The organism is Pseudomonas sp. S3_C06 (genome assembly GCF_054667675.1).
This window is the reverse complement of the sequence record NZ_CP162747.1, coordinates 3,058,662-3,076,368: the sequence shown is the minus strand read 5'-3', so window position 1 is coordinate 3,076,368 and position 17,707 is coordinate 3,058,662. Positions and strand designations below refer to the sequence as shown.

17 protein-coding genes are annotated in these 17,707 nt (G+C 59.9%); 7 read left to right on the top strand and 10 right to left on the bottom strand.

The features are described from left to right. Positions 1-181: 181 nt before the first annotated feature. From AB4N44_RS13580 to AB4N44_RS13560, 5 genes are all read left to right on the top strand, one after another. Positions 182-1,339: a D-alanyl-D-alanine carboxypeptidase family protein gene (locus AB4N44_RS13580; protein ID WP_016986121.1), complete on the top strand. Its 1,158-nt coding sequence runs from the start codon at positions 182-184 to the stop codon at positions 1,337-1,339. Positions 1,340-1,424: 85 nt separating this feature from the next. Further along, entirely contained in the window at positions 1,425-1,700 is a 276-nt protein-coding gene (locus tag AB4N44_RS13575; RefSeq protein ID WP_008087908.1) for a DUF493 domain-containing protein, read from the top strand. Continuing rightward, positions 1,700-2,347, top strand: a complete 648-nt coding sequence (lipB, locus tag AB4N44_RS13570) for a lipoyl(octanoyl) transferase LipB (RefSeq protein WP_127929905.1) — start codon at positions 1,700-1,702, stop codon at positions 2,345-2,347. The genes AB4N44_RS13575 and lipB overlap by 1 nt, the downstream gene beginning before the upstream one ends. 25 nt (positions 2,348-2,372) lie before the next feature. After that, complete coding sequence (lipA, locus tag AB4N44_RS13565; protein WP_161986515.1) at positions 2,373-3,371, top strand: lipoyl synthase; 999 nt, start codon at positions 2,373-2,375, stop codon at positions 3,369-3,371. A gap of 173 nt (positions 3,372-3,544) precedes the next feature. Then, positions 3,545-4,495: a S66 peptidase family protein gene (locus AB4N44_RS13560; RefSeq protein ID WP_368967551.1), complete on the top strand. Its 951-nt coding sequence runs from the start codon at positions 3,545-3,547 to the stop codon at positions 4,493-4,495. Between the two features lie 112 nt (positions 4,496-4,607). Here the strand turns inward: AB4N44_RS13560 and AB4N44_RS13555 are convergent, their stop codons facing one another. From AB4N44_RS13555 to leuS, 5 genes are all read right to left on the bottom strand, one after another. Beyond that, on the bottom strand, positions 4,608-5,930 hold the full coding sequence (locus AB4N44_RS13555) for a lytic murein transglycosylase (protein WP_460108704.1): 1,323 nt from the start codon (positions 5,928-5,930) through the stop codon (positions 4,608-4,610). Between the two features lie 60 nt (positions 5,931-5,990). Further along, on the bottom strand, positions 5,991-6,155 hold the full coding sequence (gene arfA, locus AB4N44_RS13550) for an alternative ribosome rescue factor ArfA (protein ID WP_053124158.1): 165 nt from the start codon (positions 6,153-6,155) through the stop codon (positions 5,991-5,993). A gap of 127 nt (positions 6,156-6,282) precedes the next feature. Continuing rightward, positions 6,283-7,320: a DNA polymerase III subunit delta gene (gene holA, locus AB4N44_RS13545; protein WP_127929902.1), complete on the bottom strand. Its 1,038-nt coding sequence runs from the start codon at positions 7,318-7,320 to the stop codon at positions 6,283-6,285. 39 nt (positions 7,321-7,359) lie between these two features. Beyond that, positions 7,360-7,965: an LPS-assembly lipoprotein LptE gene (locus tag AB4N44_RS13540; protein WP_127929901.1), complete on the bottom strand. Its 606-nt coding sequence runs from the start codon at positions 7,963-7,965 to the stop codon at positions 7,360-7,362. 87 nt (positions 7,966-8,052) lie between these two features. Then, entirely contained in the window at positions 8,053-10,659 is a 2,607-nt protein-coding gene (gene leuS / locus AB4N44_RS13535) for a leucine--tRNA ligase (protein ID WP_150751743.1), read from the bottom strand. A gap of 255 nt (positions 10,660-10,914) precedes the next feature. Between leuS and AB4N44_RS13530 the strand changes: the two genes are divergently transcribed. Together AB4N44_RS13530 and AB4N44_RS13525 are read left to right on the top strand one after the other, a co-directional pair. Beyond that, entirely contained in the window at positions 10,915-11,238 is a 324-nt protein-coding gene (locus tag AB4N44_RS13530) for a hypothetical protein (protein WP_127929899.1), read from the top strand. Positions 11,239-11,342: 104 nt separating this feature from the next. Next, entirely contained in the window at positions 11,343-12,104 is a 762-nt protein-coding gene (locus AB4N44_RS13525) for a YdcF family protein (RefSeq protein WP_460108707.1), read from the top strand. Between the two features lie 87 nt (positions 12,105-12,191). Here AB4N44_RS13525 and lnt read toward each other — a convergent pair whose 3' ends face one another. The 5 genes from lnt to miaB all read right to left on the bottom strand — a co-directional run bounded on the left by lnt (position 12,192) and on the right by miaB (position 17,607). Then, positions 12,192-13,715 carry an apolipoprotein N-acyltransferase gene (gene lnt / locus AB4N44_RS13520; RefSeq protein WP_127929897.1) on the bottom strand — a complete coding sequence of 508 codons (1,524 nt, stop codon included), beginning with the start codon at positions 13,713-13,715 and terminating at the stop codon, positions 12,192-12,194. Positions 13,716-13,732: 17 nt separating this feature from the next. Continuing rightward, positions 13,733-14,572 (bottom strand): HlyC/CorC family transporter, encoded by an 840-nt coding sequence (locus AB4N44_RS13515; RefSeq protein ID WP_007909641.1) that lies wholly within the window; start codon positions 14,570-14,572, stop codon positions 13,733-13,735. A gap of 5 nt (positions 14,573-14,577) precedes the next feature. Beyond that, positions 14,578-15,072: an rRNA maturation RNase YbeY gene (ybeY, locus tag AB4N44_RS13510; RefSeq protein WP_007909643.1), complete on the bottom strand. Its 495-nt coding sequence runs from the start codon at positions 15,070-15,072 to the stop codon at positions 14,578-14,580. Continuing rightward, positions 15,065-16,063 carry a PhoH family protein gene (locus AB4N44_RS13505; protein WP_034153779.1) on the bottom strand — a complete coding sequence of 333 codons (999 nt, stop codon included), beginning with the start codon at positions 16,061-16,063 and terminating at the stop codon, positions 15,065-15,067. Before AB4N44_RS13505 ends, ybeY begins: the two co-directional genes overlap by 8 nt. A 215-nt stretch (positions 16,064-16,278) precedes the next feature. Beyond that, positions 16,279-17,607: a tRNA (N6-isopentenyl adenosine(37)-C2)-methylthiotransferase MiaB gene (miaB, locus tag AB4N44_RS13500; protein ID WP_095048763.1), complete on the bottom strand. Its 1,329-nt coding sequence runs from the start codon at positions 17,605-17,607 to the stop codon at positions 16,279-16,281. Positions 17,608-17,707: the final 100 nt, after the last annotated feature.

Below are 17,707 nucleotides of genomic sequence, written 5' to 3'. Positions count from 1 at the left end.
TAGAACTTGATTGACGATTCGCCAGCGATTGGGGGGTGAATCAGGTTGTTGGCTCGTCGAAGAACAAAAGCCCGGCAAGGGTGACTGGAGTGAGCAACTGAACACGCGATGGCTCGTTAGAAAGTCATCTGATTAAATTTTGTCCGCAAGGACAGTTTCCATTAGCGATTTCGAGAGACGGATGAACATCACCACCTTTGCCAAACGCCTGTGTCTGCTAGTCCCGCTGCTCCTCTCGCCAGCCGCCTTCGCGGCCGAGATGATGCCGTCGCCACCGCAACTGGCCGCCAAAGCCTACGTACTCATGGATGCCGCCAGCGGCAACGTGCTGGTAGAGAACAACGGTGACCAGCGTCTGCCGCCGGCCAGCCTGACCAAACTGATGACCGCGTACATTGCTACGCTGGAAATCCGTCGTGGCCAGATCGGTGAAAACGATCCGGTGACCGTCAGCGAAAACGCCTGGCGCACCGGCGGTTCGCGGATGTTCATCAAAGTCGGCTCGCAGGTGACTGTCAGCGACCTGCTGCACGGCATCATCATCCAGTCCGGCAACGACGCCAGTGTGGCGCTGTCCGAGCACATCGCCGGCAGCGAAGATGCGTTCGCCGATCTGATGAACAAGACTGTCACCGATCTGGGCATGACCAATACCCACTTCATGAACCCGACCGGTCTGCCAAATCCTGAGCACTACTCGTCGGCCCACGACATGGCGATCCTGGCCCGTGCGATCATCCACGAAGACCCGGCTCACTACGCGATCTACTCGCAGAAAGAGTTCTTCTGGAACGGCATCAAGCAGCCTAACCGCAACCTGCTGCTGTGGCGCGACAAGACCGTTGACGGTCTGAAAACCGGTCACACCGACGAAGCCGGCTACTGCATGGTGTCCTCGGCTGTACGTGATGGCCAGCGCCTGATCGCCGTCGTGTTTGGCACCAACAGCGAAGTGGCTCGCGCCGCTGAAACCCAGAAGCTGCTGACCTACGGTTTCCGCTTCTTCGAAACCCAGACCTTCTACCAGAAGGGCACCGAACTGGCTCAGGCTCCGGTGTGGAAAGGCACCACCAATCAAGTCAAGGCCGGCCTGGCTGAAGACCTGACCATGACCCTGCCAAAAGGCCAGCTGAAGAAGCTCGCTGCGAGCATGACCATGAACCCGCAACTGACCGCGCCAATCGCCAAGGGCGACGTGATCGGTAAAGTCGAAGTCAAACTGGAAGACAAGGTGGTGCACAGCGCCGACCTGATCGCTCTGGATGGCGTCGAGGAGGGTGGTATCTTCCGCCGCATGTGGGATAGCATCCGTCTATTCTTCTACGGCTTGTTCAACTGATTTGTGTTGACCTGCATGGCCCCGCCCCGATCCGGAGCGGGGCCATGTGCGTTACCACGGCTTGCGCTCTAGAGGCCGTTACGCCATGACCGATACCGAAGTAAAGGCGCCAAAGATCGAATTTCCCCAGGTTGATTATCCGGTTAAGGTGATCAGCGACACGGGGGTTGGCCACAAAGACAAGATCATCGAAATCGTGAAGAAATTCGCGAAGATCAATGATGAGCGTGTCGACGAGCGTTCGAGCAGCAACGGCAAATACACCACGATTCAGTTGCACATCGTCGCGACCGATCAGGATCAGCTGTACAACATCAACAGCGAACTGCGGGCGACCGGCTTCGTGCACATGGTGTTGTGATGCCGGGCACGCTGGGCTTTCGCGAGCTCGGCCAGATGGCCTACGAGCCGGTCTGGCATGCCATGCAACGTTTTACCAACGAACGCGGCAGCGATGCCGCCGACGAAATCTGGCTCGTCGAGCACCCGCCGGTGTTCACTCAGGGCCAGGCCGGCAAGGCCGAACACTTGCTGCTGCCGGGGGATATTCCGGTGGTGCAGGTCGATCGCGGCGGGCAGGTGACTTATCATGGTCCCGGCCAGTTGGTGGCTTACCTGCTGCTGGATGTGCGCAAACTGGGTTTCGGCGTACGAGATCTGGTCAGTCGCATGGAACAGTGCCTGATCGAACTGCTGGCCAGCTACGGCGTGACCGCCGCAGCCAAGCCAGATGCTCCCGGCGTCTATGTCGATGGAGCGAAAATCGCTTCTCTGGGTTTGCGGATTCGCCACGGTTGCTCCTTTCATGGCCTGGCCCTGAACGTGGATATGAACCTGGAACCGTTTCGACGGATTAATCCCTGCGGCTATGCCGGGCTGGCGATGACCCAGCTGAGCGATCACGCAGGATCGATTGAATTTGCCGAGGTAAGTGCCCGGCTGCGCGCGCAGCTCGTCAAACACCTCGACTATGCTGAGCAGACGACCCTGACGGGCGGAATCGACTGATATGACTACTGATGCAGTGCAAACCATGATCCCGACGCTCGACGTGACCGAGCGCCCGGCCCCGCGTCCCAAGGTAGAAGCCGGCGTCAAGCTGCGCGGTGCCGAGAAGGTTGCACGCATCCCGGTAAAGATCATTCCGACCACCGAGCTGCCGAAGAAACCTGACTGGATTCGTGTACGTATCCCGGTTTCGCCGGAAGTCGACCGGATCAAGAGCCTGCTGCGCAAACACAAACTGCACAGCGTCTGCGAAGAAGCGTCCTGCCCGAACCTCGGCGAGTGCTTCTCCGGTGGCACCGCGACCTTCATGATCATGGGTGACATCTGCACCCGTCGCTGCCCGTTCTGCGACGTTGGCCACGGCCGTCCGAAGCCACTGGACGTCAATGAGCCGGAAAGCCTGGCCATCGCCATTGCCGACCTCAAGCTCAAGTACGTGGTGATCACTTCGGTTGACCGCGACGACCTGCGTGACGGCGGTGCCCAGCACTTTGCCGACTGCATCCGCGAAATCCGCAAACTGTCGCCGAACGTGCAGCTGGAAACTCTGGTTCCGGACTACCGTGGGCGCATGGACGTCGCGCTGGAAATCACCGCCGCCGAGCCGCCGGATGTGTTCAACCACAACCTGGAAACCGTGCCGCGTCTGTACAAGGCTGCGCGTCCGGGCTCGGATTACCAGTGGTCGCTGACCCTGCTGCAACGCTTCAAGCAGATGATGCCGCACATTCCGACCAAATCCGGCCTGATGCTGGGTCTGGGCGAGACCGACGAAGAAGTCATCGAAGTCATGAAGCGCATGCGCGAACACGACATCGACATGCTGACCCTCGGTCAGTATCTGCAGCCGTCGCGCAGCCACTTGCCGGTGCAGCGTTTTGTGCACCCGGACACCTTCGCCTGGTTCGCCGAAGAAGGTTACAAGATGGGCTTCAAAAACGTTGCCTCGGGCCCGCTGGTGCGTTCTTCGTACCACGCCGACGAGCAAGCGAAGCTGGTCAAGGCTGAGCTGCTGGGTTCCTGAGTCCGCGTTGAATGAAAACATGCCCGCCGAGGCTTTGATGCCCGGCGGGCATTTTTTTGCCCGGATTACCTTCGCTGCTGATTTTTCCTTCAATCCACGGCGTGGCTGACCCTCTTCTGTTTGCCGCCGTTCCTGACTACTGTGTGTGCATGACTTCACAGGGAGATCCAAGGATGACCGTTCGACCGACCCACACACTTTGTCCGCACAGAGCCGTGCCCGCACTGCCTTCAGAGGGACTGATCGGCGTTATTGCACCTGCCGGTCCCGGTACTCTGGACACCGACAAGGCGGTGCAATGGATGCGCGCCCGTGGCTATGGGCTGAAGGTGTTTCCCGGTGTCTATGAAAAGGACGGCTATCTGGCCGGCAGTGACGATGTGCGCCTGCGTGACCTGCACGCGGCGTTCGCTGATCCCGAGATCGATGCGATCATTTGCCTGCGCGGTGGCTACGGCACGCCGCGATTGCTCGACCGCATCGACTACGACCTGCTGAGCCGCAACGCCAAGCCCTTCGTTGGCTACAGCGATATCACCGCGCTGCACCTGGCCATCAGTCGTTATGCCGGATTCGTGACTTTTCACGGTCCGCTGCTCAATGCCGACCTGTTGGGTGACAAGGAGCCACCGACGGTGACTTCGTTCTTCGCCATGCTGCGCGGGCAATTGAAGGCGGGGAGTGTGCTGAGCCATCCGGTGGCTTATCCGTTGACTAGCGTCGAACCTGGCATCGCGCACGGACGCTTGCTCGGCGGTAATCTGGCGATGATCGCTTCGACGTTGGGTACGCCTTACGAAATCGATGTCGAGGGGGTGATTCTGCTGATCGAAGACATCAACGAGCCGCTGTATCGCATTGATCGCTTGCTGACCCAGATGCGTCTGGCCGGCAAGTTGGCCAAGTTGCGCGGGGTGTTGGTCGGGGATATTGCCGGCGTGGATGTCGCAGCGCTGAACCGCTTGCTCAAGCAGACCTTCGAGCCTTTACGAATTCCGGTTTTGTCTGGCTGGCGCAGCGGGCATTGTGATCCGAACCTGACGCTGCCGCTGGGCGCACTGGTGCGACTGGATGCCGGGAAGCAGGAATTGATCCTGGAGCAGGATGTGGTGATCAAGGCCTGAAGGTTTATTGCCTGATAGTCAGTCTTCGCGAGCAGGCTCGCTCTCACATTTGCAATGCATTTCAATGTGGGAGCCTGCTCGCGAAAGCGATATCAGCCATACGGCATTCGTTCTATTGGGAACGCAGGCTTTCCAGCAGTTTATGCGTCGGATAACCATCCGCCGGCCAGCCAAATGACTGCTGGGCACTGCGAATCGCTTTACGCGTATTGGCGCCGATAATCCCGTCCGCGGTGCCGGCATCGTAATTGCGCGCGCTCAACAGGGTCTGCAATTCCATACGCTCGGTGCGGCTCAGCGGCAGATCATCTTTTGGCCAACTGCCGTTGATCAAGCCGCCACCGCTGAAACGCTCGGACAACAGGCTCACTGCCAGCGCATACGACGAGGAGTTGTTGTACTTGAGAATCGCGCGGAAGTTGTCGAGGATCAGGAACGCCGGCCCACGATAACCAGCCGGCAGCAGCAGGGCGGCAGACAGCTGTTCAGAGCCTGCTGGCACCTGACCGCCATTCGGTAGAGTCACGCCCAACTGACGCCATTCGGCGACACTCTTGCGAGTCGCGCCATCAGCCAGGGTGTAGTTGAAGCTGCTCGGCAGCTGCACTTCAAACCCCCACGGCTGGCCACGCTGCCAGCCGGAGCTTTGCAGGTAATGCGCGGTCGAGGCCAGTGCGTCAGCAGGGCTGCCCCAGATATCGCGGCGGCCATCGCCGTCAAAGTCCACAGCATGGGTGTTGTAGGTGGTCGGAATGAACTGGGTCTGACCCATGGCGCCGGCCCACGAGCCGAGCATCTTCTCCGGCGAGATATCGCCCTGTTGCAGGATCTGCAGGGCGGCGATCAGCTGTGCGTGAGCGAAGCCCGGGCGACGGCCTTCGTAGGCAAGGGTGGCGAGCGAGTTGATCACCGACTTGCTGCCCTGGAACTGACCGAAGTTGCTTTCCATGCCCCACACCGACACCAGCGCCTGACGATCAACGCCATAACGCTGTTCGATGCTTTGCAGAATGTCGGCGTACTGGCTGATCAGCGCCTGACCTTTGCGCACGCGCAGCGGCGACAGTGCACCGTCGAGGTATTCCCATACCGGGCGCGAGAACTCTGGTTGGCTGCGGTCGGCCCGAATCACACTGGCGTCGAAGCTGACATTGGCAAAGGCGCGATCGAACAGCTCTGGGCTAATCCCGGCGGTCAGTGCATCTTTGCGAAAGCCTGCCTGCCATTCGGCAAAGGTCTGGGTCGGTTGCAGATCGAGAGGGTCGGCGGACGGCACTACCGGCGGGATAATCGCTGGGGCCGTGGCGACAGGCGCGGCTTGAAGGGGTTGCGCATCGGCGGCGGTCGGTTTTTCCGCGCAGGCGACAAGCAGAATGAAGCTGGAGGCAGCGATCAATTGGCGAACAGGCCAACGACGGGAAAGACTTAGGGGCATGCACAGTTCCAGGAAAACGAATCAGGTGCAGACCTTAACATGACCGGGGGGTACTGCGCTTCAAGCGGCCAGAAAGTAAGAAGCCTCCCAGCTATCAGACTGGAAGGCTTCGCGGCGGTAGCTGCCTTTACCCTTGGTTGGTCGTTCCTGACGACTGCGGAACAGGGGCTGGGCGACGATGGATTTGGCCTTGTTGGGGCCATGCTTTGCTGGCTTTTTGCTCATTAGGGTTCTCTCGAGTGAGTGGGTTTTGCGCGGGAAATAATCTGCCGATGTCGGGCGTCTGTCCAGTGCCTGTTGTGTAGGAATGTTCTGACGCTTTCGCGAGCAGGCCGTTATGCGGTAGAACAGGTTATTCGGCGGGGAGTGTCAGACGCTGGCCGGACATCAACAATGCCAAGCGGCTCAGGCTCATCCACGGCGAACCGGCCGCCTGACCTTTGATTTGCGCATCGATACGCTGCGCTTCGAGCAACAGCTGCCCCCAGCGTTGCGCCGAGTAGCGCTGCAGGGCTTTGCTCATCAACGGTTTGCGCTTGTCCCAGACCGGTGGTTTCGCCTGGCTGAAACACTTGTCCAGCGGCGTGCCCTGGCTGTATTGCAACGAAATATTAGCCAGCAGGCGCAACTCCCGCGCCAGCGCCCAGAGAATCACCGGCGGTTCGACACCTTCGCCGCGCAGCCCTTCAAGCATGCGCAAGGCGTGGGCCGGCTCGCCATTGAGCACGGCATCGGTGAGGCCGAACACGTCGAACCGCGCACTGTCTGCCACAGCGGCCTGCACGGTTTCGACGGTGATCTGGCCACCTTCGGCCATCAACTTGAGCTTTTCGATTTCCTGCGCGGCGGCGAGCAAATTGCCCTCGACGCGTGCAGCAATCAACTCGACCGCGTCCTGGCTGGCCGACAAACCGGCCTGCGACAGGCGCTGACGAATCCAGCTCGGCAATTGATTGGCGTCCACCGGCCAGATCTGGATGAACTGGGTTTGCTGGCCTTCAACCAGCGCCTTGCCCCACTTGGTTTTCTGCGCACTGCCATCGAGCTTGGGCAGGCTGACCAGAAGCACTGTGTCTTCAGCGGGGCGCGAGCAGTATTCGATAAGTGCCGCGGCACCTTTGTCACCGGGCTTACCCGAAGGCAGGCGCAGTTCCAGCAGGCGTTTTTCCGAGAACAACGACATGCTGGCGCCGGCCTGCAACAGCGTGCCCCAATCGAAATTGGCGTCGGCGGCAAAGACCTGGCGTTCGTCAAAACCTTGCTGGCGCGCAGCACTGCGGATGGCGTCGGCGGCTTCCTGGCACAGCAGCGGGTCATCGCCACTGATGATGTAGACCGGGCCGAGAGCGCCTTGCAGGTGTTTGCCGAGTTGGGCGGGAGCGAGCTTCATAATAAATGTCGAACGGGGCGCCTGAGCGCCCCGAACGTCTTACTGCTGCGGTATTTCGAGCGGCGACTGACGCGGGGTTTCCGCTTCAGCCTTTTGCGCCGCTTGCAGCGCATCGGCTTCTGCCTTGGCGCGGTCATTGGCGGCTTGCTGCAGTTGTTGCAGCTGGCCCGGCGTCAGTTGCTGCAGACGCAGCATCATGCGCTGAACCAGTTCGCGAGTGGTTTCGCGACGGGCGTCGTTGGCTTCCTGATCGGAGCCCACGAGGTTGTTACCGTCGTGGATAAACACTTTCTGAACTTCAAGTTTGTCGCTGAGCAGCTGCAGGTTCTTTTCGCCACTGATCTCATATTTCAGAACAGTGTTGACCTGATACTCGCCCGTACGACCGGCACCGGCGTAGCTGAGGATGCGCTGGCTCTCCTGCTGGTCAGCCAGGTACAGCTTGTACGGAGCACCGCTGTAAACCTTGACGCCGCTCGACTCCAGTACCTGACGCAGTTGCGTGACCGTCTCGCCATAGGCGTTACGGGCGCTCAGGTCGAGTTCCTTGATCGACAGTTCGTTGGTGCCGGTACCGCGCAGCTGGAAACCGCAGGCGCTCAACAGAACGGCGAGGCCCATCACCAGCAGATTGCGTTTGATCATTGTGTTGCTCCCCTTGAAACCACGTGGGCCGACTGTACGGCCCGAAAGGTTTTACTTGGCGTCAGGCGAACCTGACGCCCGATCCAATTAGCTGGCGACGATATTGACCAGTTTCCCGGGCACTACGATCACTTTACGAATAGTCAGACCATCGACGAAACGCAATACGTTTTCGTTGGCGCGGGCTGCCGCTTCCACTTCTTCACGCGTCGCACTGGCAGGCATGTCGATCTGGCCGCGCAGCTTGCCGTTGACCTGGATCACCAGGGTCAGGCTGTCCTGCACCAGAGCGCTTTCGTCGACAGCCGGCCAGCCAGCGTCGATGACGGCGTCAGCGTGACCCAGCTTGTTCCACAGTTCGTGGCTGATGTGCGGCGTGATTGGCGCCAGCAACAGCGTCACGGCTTCCAGACCTTCGTGAATCAGCGCGCGATCCTGCTCGGTAGCTTGTGCGGCTTTTTCCAGCACGTTCATCAGCGTCATCACCTGAGCGATGGCGGTGTTGAATTTGTGGTTCTGGCCGACGTCGTGGCTGGCTTGCTTGATGGCCACGTGGATCGAACGGCGAACGGCTTTCTGCTCGTCGTTCAGGCCGGCGATGTCCAGTTTGCCCGGCAGGCCCTGAGTGACGTGGGCCTGCGCCAGACGCCAGACGCGCTTGAGGAAGCGGTGCGAACCTTCAACGCCGGAGTCGGACCATTCGGCGCTCATGTCGGGTGGCGAAGCGAACATCATGAACAGGCGGCAGGTGTCAGCGCCGAACTGATCGATCATCGACTGAGGGTCGACGCCGTTGTTCTTCGACTTGGCCATCTTCTCGGTGCCACCGATTTCCACCGGCAGGCCGTCGGATTTCAGCTTGGCGCTGATGACCTTGGCTTTGCTGTCACGCTCGAGTTCCACGTCCGCCGGGTTGAACCAGGTGTAGGCACCGTTGGCTTCACGACGATAGTAGGTTTCAGCGATCACCATGCCTTGGGTCAGCAGGTTCTTGAACGGCTCGTTGGAGCTGACCAGACCTTCGTCACGCATCAGTTTGTGGAAGAAGCGCGCGTAGAGCAGGTGCAGAATCGCGTGTTCGATACCGCCGATGTACTGATCCACCGGCAACCAGTGGTCGGCTGCGGATTTTTCTACCAGGCCACCTTCAAAGTGCGGCGAGGCGTAACGGGCGTAGTACCACGACGACTCGACGAAGGTGTCCATGGTGTCGGTTTCACGCTTGGCAGGCTGGCCGCATTTCGGGCAGCTGCACTCGTAGAACTCAGGCATGCGTGCCAGCGGCGAACCGGCGCCGTCCGGCACCACGTCTTCCGGCAGGACGACAGGCAATTGATCTTCAGGTACCGGCACGTCACCGCACGCATCGCAGTGGATGATCGGGATCGGGCAGCCCCAGTAGCGCTGGCGGCTGATGCCCCAGTCGCGCAGGCGGAACTGGGTACGCGAGGCGCCCAGTTCTTTCTTGATCAGGGCGACTTCCATGGCGTCGAACGCGCCAGCGAAGTCGAGACCGTCGAACTCACCGGAGTTGATCAGCGTGCCATGCTCGCCGTAGGCGTCTTGCCACGGGGCCGGGTTGCTGTCGCCAGAGCTGGTACGCACGACCGATTTCACCGGCAGGTTGTACTTGTGAGCGAATTCGAAATCGCGCTCGTCGTGCGCCGGTACTGCCATTACAGCGCCGTCGCCGTAATGCATCAGTACGTAGTTGGCGACCCACACCGGGAGTTTCTCACCGGTCAGCGGGTGCTCGACGAACAGGCCGGTTGGCAGGCCTTTTTTCTCTTGAGTGGCGACGTCGGCTTCGGCAACGCTGCCGCCCTTGCATTCAGCGATGAACGCTTGCAGCTCGGTGTTGTTTTTTGCCGCCAGTGTGGCCAGTGGGTGCTCGGCAGCCACGGCGACATAGGTCGCGCCCATCAGGGTGTCCGGACGGGTAGTGAAGACTTTGAGTGTGCCGGCTTCGCCGATCGAGTCGACGTTGTACGGGAACTGTACTTCCATGCCGCGGGATTTGCCGATCCAGTTGCGCTGCATGGTCTTGACCTGTTCAGGCCAGCCCGTCAGCTCGTCGAGGCTCTCCAGCAGCTCATCCGCGTAAGCGGTGATCTTGAAGTAGTACATCGGGATTTCGCGCTTTTCGATCAGCGCGCCGGAACGCCAGCCGCGACCGTCGATCACCTGCTCGTTAGCGAGAACGGTCTGGTCGATCGGGTCCCAGTTCACGGTGCCGTTTTTACGGTAGATCACGCCTTTTTCGAACAGGCGAGTGAACAGCCATTGTTCCCAGCGGTAGTAATCCGGCTTGCAGGTGGTGACTTCGCGCGACCAGTCGACCGCCAGACCCAGGCTGCGCAGCTGGGTTTTCATGTAGGCGATGTTTTCGTAGGTCCACTTGGCAGGGGCGACATTGTTCTTCATCGCGGCGTTTTCCGCCGGCATGCCGAAAGCGTCCCAACCCATCGGTTGCAGAACGTTCTTGCCGAGCATGCGCTGGTAGCGGGAGATCACGTCGCCGATGGTGTAGTTGCGCACGTGCCCCATGTGTAGCTTGCCGCTGGGGTAAGGGAACATCGACAGGCAGTAGTAGGTTTCCTTGCCTGGCTGTTCACTGACTTCAAAGGACTTTTGCTCGTCCCAGAACGACTGGGCGGCGGCTTCGATTTCACGGGGCTGATATTGTTCGTGCATGGCTACTTTTGTACTGGATAGGGGTGGCCTAATCCTCTTCAACGCAGGTTCCGGGGTTGGCCCGGACGAGCTGGAAGTGGAATTACAGGAAGCGCCGTAGCATACATGACCGCGCTTGGCCTAGGGAAACCCTGATTACAGCTGTTTTCCCCGGGCAATCCGTGGCGAGGGCCGTTGGTCGCGGCGTGCAGCCGGTTTGTGCAGCGAAGCTAAGCTCTAACTGGGGAGTGAGTCTTATCTTCAATGAGGTGAGGGATGGTGGAGCAACGGCAGAAAAAAGTGACTAAACCCGAGTTGTACGAAAGGTTGATCGACCGTCTGGGTATGGCCCTGGACGCTGTAAAAACCGCTGACCGGCTGCGCGACGAGCGCCCCCTGGAACTGGAATTGCGTGGCTTGAGCCCCGCTGAGTTCAAACTGGTCAAGGCCTATCTGGATCGCAGTGAACGTGAATCGCACGGATGCTTGTCACAGGCAGTGAAGCAGCTCGATGCAGCACATTCGGCCAAGGTCATCTGGCTCAAGGACAAGGCACCCGGCAGAGACACCGTCAAGGTTCGCTCTTTGCAGGCCAAGTAAGCGCATGGCAGGTCAAGAACCGGATCTTTTTCAACAGGATCCCACCTATTGGTTGTAACGCTTTATTAACACTCTTAGGCTTCGGGCATCTCTGGAGATGCTCGATGCCTTTTCGTTATTTCATCAAACAACTTTTATTGCCGCCCGGCATTCTCTTGCTGCTATTGCTGGCTGCGTGGTGGCTGCGCCGCTCTCGGCCGCGCCTGGCTGGTGTGTGCTTTGCGCTTGGCTTTGGCGGGTTGTGGCTGATGAGCTTGCCAGTGGTCGTGCAGTGGGGCGCAAAAGCGCTGGAGCGCGAGCCACCGTTGGCCCGTGAAGAATGGGCGACGCTGGCGCAACGGGCCGATGCGATCGTGGTGCTGGGTTCCGGACGCGAGCGCGGCGATCTGGCCTGGGGCGAGGATCAGCCGACTGGCGTGGGGCTTGAGCGTCAGCGTTATGCGGCGCGGCTGGCCAAGGCATCCGGTTTGCCGATTCTGACCAGCGGCGGTCTGCATTACGGGACGCCGCCGACCGAGGCGAAGCTGATGGCGGATTCGCTGCGCGATGACTTCGGTGTGACGGTGCGCTGGCAGGAAGGTGAAAGCCGTACCACGTGGGAAAACGCCAAGTTCAGCGCTGACATTTTATTGCCGCAGGGGATCAAGCGCGTGGTTGTGGTGACGCAGGCTTGGCACATGCCGCGATCAGTCTGGAGTTTTGAACAGGCAGGATTTGAAGTGGTGCCGGCGCCGGTGGGCTTTTTGGGCACTGATAACGCAAGACCCTTTGGTGGCTGGCTGCCGGAGTTCAAATCGATCTGGCAGAGCGGGCAGTTGCTCAATGAAGCGGTGGGGCAGGTGGGGTATTCGTTGTTCTACCGCTGAAGATCAAAAGATCGCAGTCTGCGGCAGTTCCTGCATTGGGATTTGCGTTTTCCCTGTAGGAGCTGCCGCAGGCTGCGATCTTTTGCTTTAGAGGGTTTTCGACATCCGGCTCGCCATCAGTGCCCAGCCAAACAGCAGCACGCACACGATGATCAACGGCCACGAGCGCCATTGCAGATACGGCGTCAGGTTGTGCATCGGCACCACTTCGCCGTACAGAATGCCCTGTTCAAACTGCGGAATCTGCTCGGTGATCTGCCCGAACGGGTTGATCAGCCCGGTCACGCCGTTGTTGGTTGCGCGGATCATCCAGCGTCCCGCTTCAAGTGCCCGCATCTGCGCCATCTGCAAATGTTGCAGCGGGCCAATCGAGGTGCCGAACCACGTGTCATTGCTGATTGTCAGCAGCAGATCACTGCGCGCCGACAGGCTGGCGGCAAATTCCGGATAGACCACTTCGTAGCAGATGAACGGCGCAATCTGATAACCCTTGGCTTGCAGCAGTGCCTGATCGGCGGGGCCGCGGGCAAAGTCCGACATCGGTAGATCGAAGAAGGCGATCAGCCCGCGCAGCACATCCTGCAGCGGCACGTATTCGCCGAATGGCACCAGTTTTTGCTTCAGGTAAGTGCCATCGCCTTCGCCTACTACGGTGATGCCATTGAAGAAGCGTCTTTCGCCGTGCACCGTCTGGCGGATCGGCACACCCGTTATCAGCGCCGATTTACGTTCGGCGGCGAAGGTGCCCATCATGCTCAGGTAACCTTCGGCGGACTCCTTGAGTACCGGCACGGCGGTTTCCGGCCAGATCAGCAGATCGACCGGTTTCGAGCGGAAACTCAGATCGCGGTAAAGCGCCAACTGCGCGTTGAGCTCGGCCGGATCCCATTTCATGCTCTGTGCGACGTTGCCCTGAATAGCTGCGACGCTCAATGGTGCGCCGGACGGGCTGGTCCAGGCGTGGCCCTTGAGCGCAATGCCGGCCACCCATGGCCCAGCCAACAACACCAGGCCGGCAACGACAAAGGCCTTGCGGCCGCTTTGCAGCAGGCGCCGCGCGTTGTAGATCAGCGCGGCGGTTAATGCCAGCACGAACGACACCAGCCACATGCCCCCCACCGGTGCGAGCCCGGCCAATGGCCCATCCAGCTGACTGTAACCGGAGTACAACCAAGGGAAACCGGTCAGGAACCAGCCACGAAAGGCTTCCTGTCCGACCCACAACGCAGCAAACGCCAAAGCATCCGCCACGGGCGCTTCGTTACGGCGCAACCAGCGCGCCCAAATCCAGGCGGGCAGGGCGAAGAACCAGGCAATCGCTGCGGTAAACAGCAGCATCAGGAAACCGGCCAGCAGCACCGAAGCGCCGCCGAAGTGGTGAATGCTGTAGTAAATCCAGCTGGTGCCGGCGCCGAACAGGCCGAAACCAAAACACCAGCCACGGCCCAGCGCCTGACGCGGGCTCTGCTCGCGCAACCCGGCATAGAACAAGCCGACCGCGAGCAAAGCCAGCGGCCAGATGTTGAAAGGTGCCAGAGCGAGGGTGGTGATAGCACCGGCCGCCACGGCCAGCAGGTTACCGGGCCAGCCGGGGCGGGTTGTCCAGCGCATTTCAGTCCTTAGATTTCTTACCGGGCGATAGGGGTCAGTCGCAGCAAATGAATCCGACGGCTGTCGGCGTTCAGAATGCGGAAACGATAGGCGCCGATTTCAGTGATTTCGTTGCGTTTTGGCAAGTGCCCGAACGCGCTCATCACCAGACCGCCGACGGTGTCGAACTCGTCGTCGGAGAACTCGCTGTCGAAAAACTCGTTGAAGTTCTCGATCGGCGTCAGGGCCTTGATCAGGAAGTCGCCACTGGGCAGCGGCTTGATGTAGCTGTCTTCCTCGACGTCGTGCTCGTCTTCGATGTCGCCGACGATCTGCTCCAGTACGTCTTCAATCGTTACCAGACCGGCCACACCGCCGTATTCGTCGATGACGATGGCCATGTGGTTGTGGTTGGCGCGAAATTCACGGAGCAATACGTTCAGACGCTTGGACTCCGGCACGAACGTGGCCGGGCGCAGCAGATCCTTGATGTTGAAGCTGTCGCCGTTCTCCTTGAGGATCAGCGGCAACAGATCCTTGGCCAGCAGCACGCCCATCACGTCGTCATGGCTTTCGCCGATCACCGGATAGCGCGAGTGGGCCGAGTCGACCACGGCGGGGAGGAATTCACGCGGTGTCTGGGTCGCCTTGATGCTGATCATCTGCGAACGCGGCACCATGATGTCGCGAACTTGCAGGTCAGCCACCTGAATGGCGCCTTCGACGATGGCCAGCGCTTCGCTGTCCAGCAGTTTGTTCTGATGTGCATCACGCAGCAGCTCGAGGAGCTCCTGACGGTTCTTCGGCTCGTGGGCAAAAGCCTGGGTCAGTTTACCCAGCCATGACTTCTGCCCGTTGCTCGATCGATCTTCGCTCATAGCGATTACTCTGAATCCTTTGTTGTAACGATAGGGGATGTTTCGGGTTCGTCGTCCGCGTACGGATCGGGATAGCCCAGTTCAGCAAGCAACTCGCGTTCCAGTGCTTCCATTTCTTCGGCTTCCTCGTCATCTATATGGTCGTAACCGAGCAGATGCAAGCAGCCGTGAATGACCAGATGTGCCCAGTGGGCCTTTAGTTCCTTGCCTTGTTCAGCGGCTTCTCGTTCGACCACGGCCACGCAGATCACCAGATCGCCAAGCAACGGGATGTCGAGAAACTCGTCAGGCACTTCTGCCGGGAAGGACAGGACGTTGGTTGCGTAATCCTTGTGCCGCCAGGTGTGGTTGAGCTCGCGGCCCTCTTCCTCGTCGACCAGACGAATGGTCATTTCCGAATCGGCGGTGCGCTGGCGCAGGGCCAGTTCGCACCACAGGCGGAAGTCGGCTTCACTCGGCGCGCTCGCTTCAGTCGCGATTTGCAGGTCTAGCTCAAGCATTTCGCGAGGTGTCCTTGGGCGCTTCGTCACGGTTTTCGAAGCGCTCGTAGGCTTCGACGATCCGCTGTACCAAAGGATGGCGCACGACGTCTTTGGGCTGGAAGTGCGTGAAGCTGATGCCCGGCACGTCTTTGAGCACTTCGATCACATGGTGCAGACCCGACTTGGTGCCTTTCGGCAGGTCGACCTGGGTGATGTCACCGGTAATGACCGCTGTAGAGCCGAAGCCAATTCGGGTGAGGAACATCTTCATCTGTTCGACGGTGGTGTTCTGGCTTTCGTCGAGGATGATGAAGCTGTTGTTCAGCGTACGGCCGCGCATGTAGGCCAGCGGCGCAACTTCGATCACCTGACGTTCGATCAGCTTGGCCACGTATTCGAAGCCGAGCATTTCGTAGAGCGCGTCGTAGAGCGGGCGCAGGTATGGGTCAATTTTCTGCGACAGGTCGCCGGGCAGGAAGCCGAGTTTCTCGCCAGCCTCAACCGCCGGGCGTACCAGCAGGATGCGACGGATCTGCTCGCGCTCCAGTGCATCGACAGCGCAAGCGACAGCCAGATAGGTCTTGCCGGTACCGGCCGGGCCAATGCCGAAGTTGATGTCGTTGCCGAGAATTTCCTTCACGTAGCGCAACTGATTCAAGCCACGAGGGCGAATCATGCCTTTCTTGGTGCGCAGGGCAACGGAGGCTTCGGCGGGGGCGTGATTGTCCAGCTCGACGACGGACGATTCCTGCAGGAACAGGTGCACCGTATCTGGCGACAGCTCTGAACCTTTGGTTTCCCGGTACAGGCGGCGAATCAGATTTTCCGCAGACGTGGTGAGTTTGGGGTCGCCGATCAGCTCGAACTGGTTTCCGCGGTTGCGGATCTCGATGGTCAGGCGCTGTTCGATCAAGCGTAAATGCTCGTCGAATTGCCCGCACAGATTGGCGAAGCGGCGAGCCTCAAAGGGCTCGAGGATAAAACGATGTGGTTCTATGGGTGCGTTCAAGGTCGTATTTAGCCGCCCTGGGGCAATTAAGATGAAATCAAGGATAACGCCAGAGGCCTGGGTGCGAAAGCTCTTATATGAGGTCGCCCGATTCATGCCTCTGACGCTGTACCTGTGGGAGCGAGCCTGCTCGCGAAGGCGGCGACACATTCAACATTGATGTGTCTGACAGACCGCTTTCGCGAGCAGGCTCGCTCCCACAGGGAAATGCAGTGTTACTGGATCAGCGAGCCACGCAGCGAGTGCGGTTGTGCGGCATCGATGTGCACATCAGCAAACTGGCCGATCAGGGTCGGATTGTCGCAGCGGAAGTTGACGATACGATTATTCTCGGTACGCCCCTGCAACTCGCCCGGGTCTTTCTTCGAATAATCGGTCACCAGAATGCGCTGGATCGAGCCGACCATTTGTCGGCTGATCTCGAAGCCCTGCTGGTTCAAGCGATGTTGCAGCGCGTTCAGGCGCTCCTTCTTCAACTCTTCCGGGGTCTCGTCGGCCAGATCGGCAGCCGGGGTGCCCGGGCGCTGGCTATAAACGAAGGAATAAGAGAAGTCGAAACCGACGTCGGCAATCAGCTTCATGGTCTGTTCGAAGTCTTTCTCGGTCTCGCCGGGGAAACCGACGATGAAGTCCGAGCTGATGCAAATGCCCGGCACGGCAGCGCGCAATTTGCGCAGCTTGGATTTGTACTCCAGCGCCGTGTGGTTGCGCTTCATTGCCGCTAGAATCCGGTCGGAACCCGATTGCACCGGCAAGTGCAGGTGCTTGACCAGTTCCGGCACATCGGCGTGGGCCTGAATCAGGCTGTCGGAGAACTCCAGCGGGTGCGACGTGGTGTAGCGAATGCGGTCGATGCCGTCGATGGCGGCGACAACGCGGATCAGTTCGGCGAGATCAGCCAGACGACCGTCATGGGTCGTACCGCGATAGCCGTTGACGTTCTGCCCCAGCAGCGTCACTTCACGCACGCCGTTTTCGGCGAGGTGAATGACTTCGGCGACCACGTCATCGAACGGTCGGCTGACTTCTTCGCCACGGGTGTAAGGCACCACGCAGAACGTGCAGTACTTGCTGCAGCCTTCCATCACCGACACATAGGCGCTCGGGCCATCGATACGCGGCTCGGGCAAGTGGTCGAATTTTTCGATTTCCGGGAACGAAACGTCGACTTGCGGCAGTTTGGTGATACGCGCGGCGTCGATCATTTCCGGCAGGCGGTGCAGGGTCTGCGGGCCGAAGACCACGTCGACGTACGGCGCGCGATCGCGAATCGCCGCGCCTTCCTGGCTGGCTACGCAACCGCCGACAGCGATCACCATTTCCGGGTTGGCCAGTTTCAGTTCGCGCCAGCGGCCCAGCTGCGAGTACACGCGATCTTGCGCGCGCTCGCGGATCGAGCAGGTGTTGAGCAGAATCACGTCGGCGTCTTCCGCACGCGCGGTGACTTCCAGGGCCTGATGTTCGCCCAGCAGATCGACCATGCGCGAGCTGTCGTACTCGTTCATCTGGCAACCGTGGGTTTCGATGTAAAGCTTCTTGGCCATGGAGTAGGGTCGTCACGTGATTCAAAGAACCCGGCATTATAGGGAACAAGCCCTCAGGTTCCTACCGCTGCGCGTCCGGTGGCTATGCTATAGTTTGCGC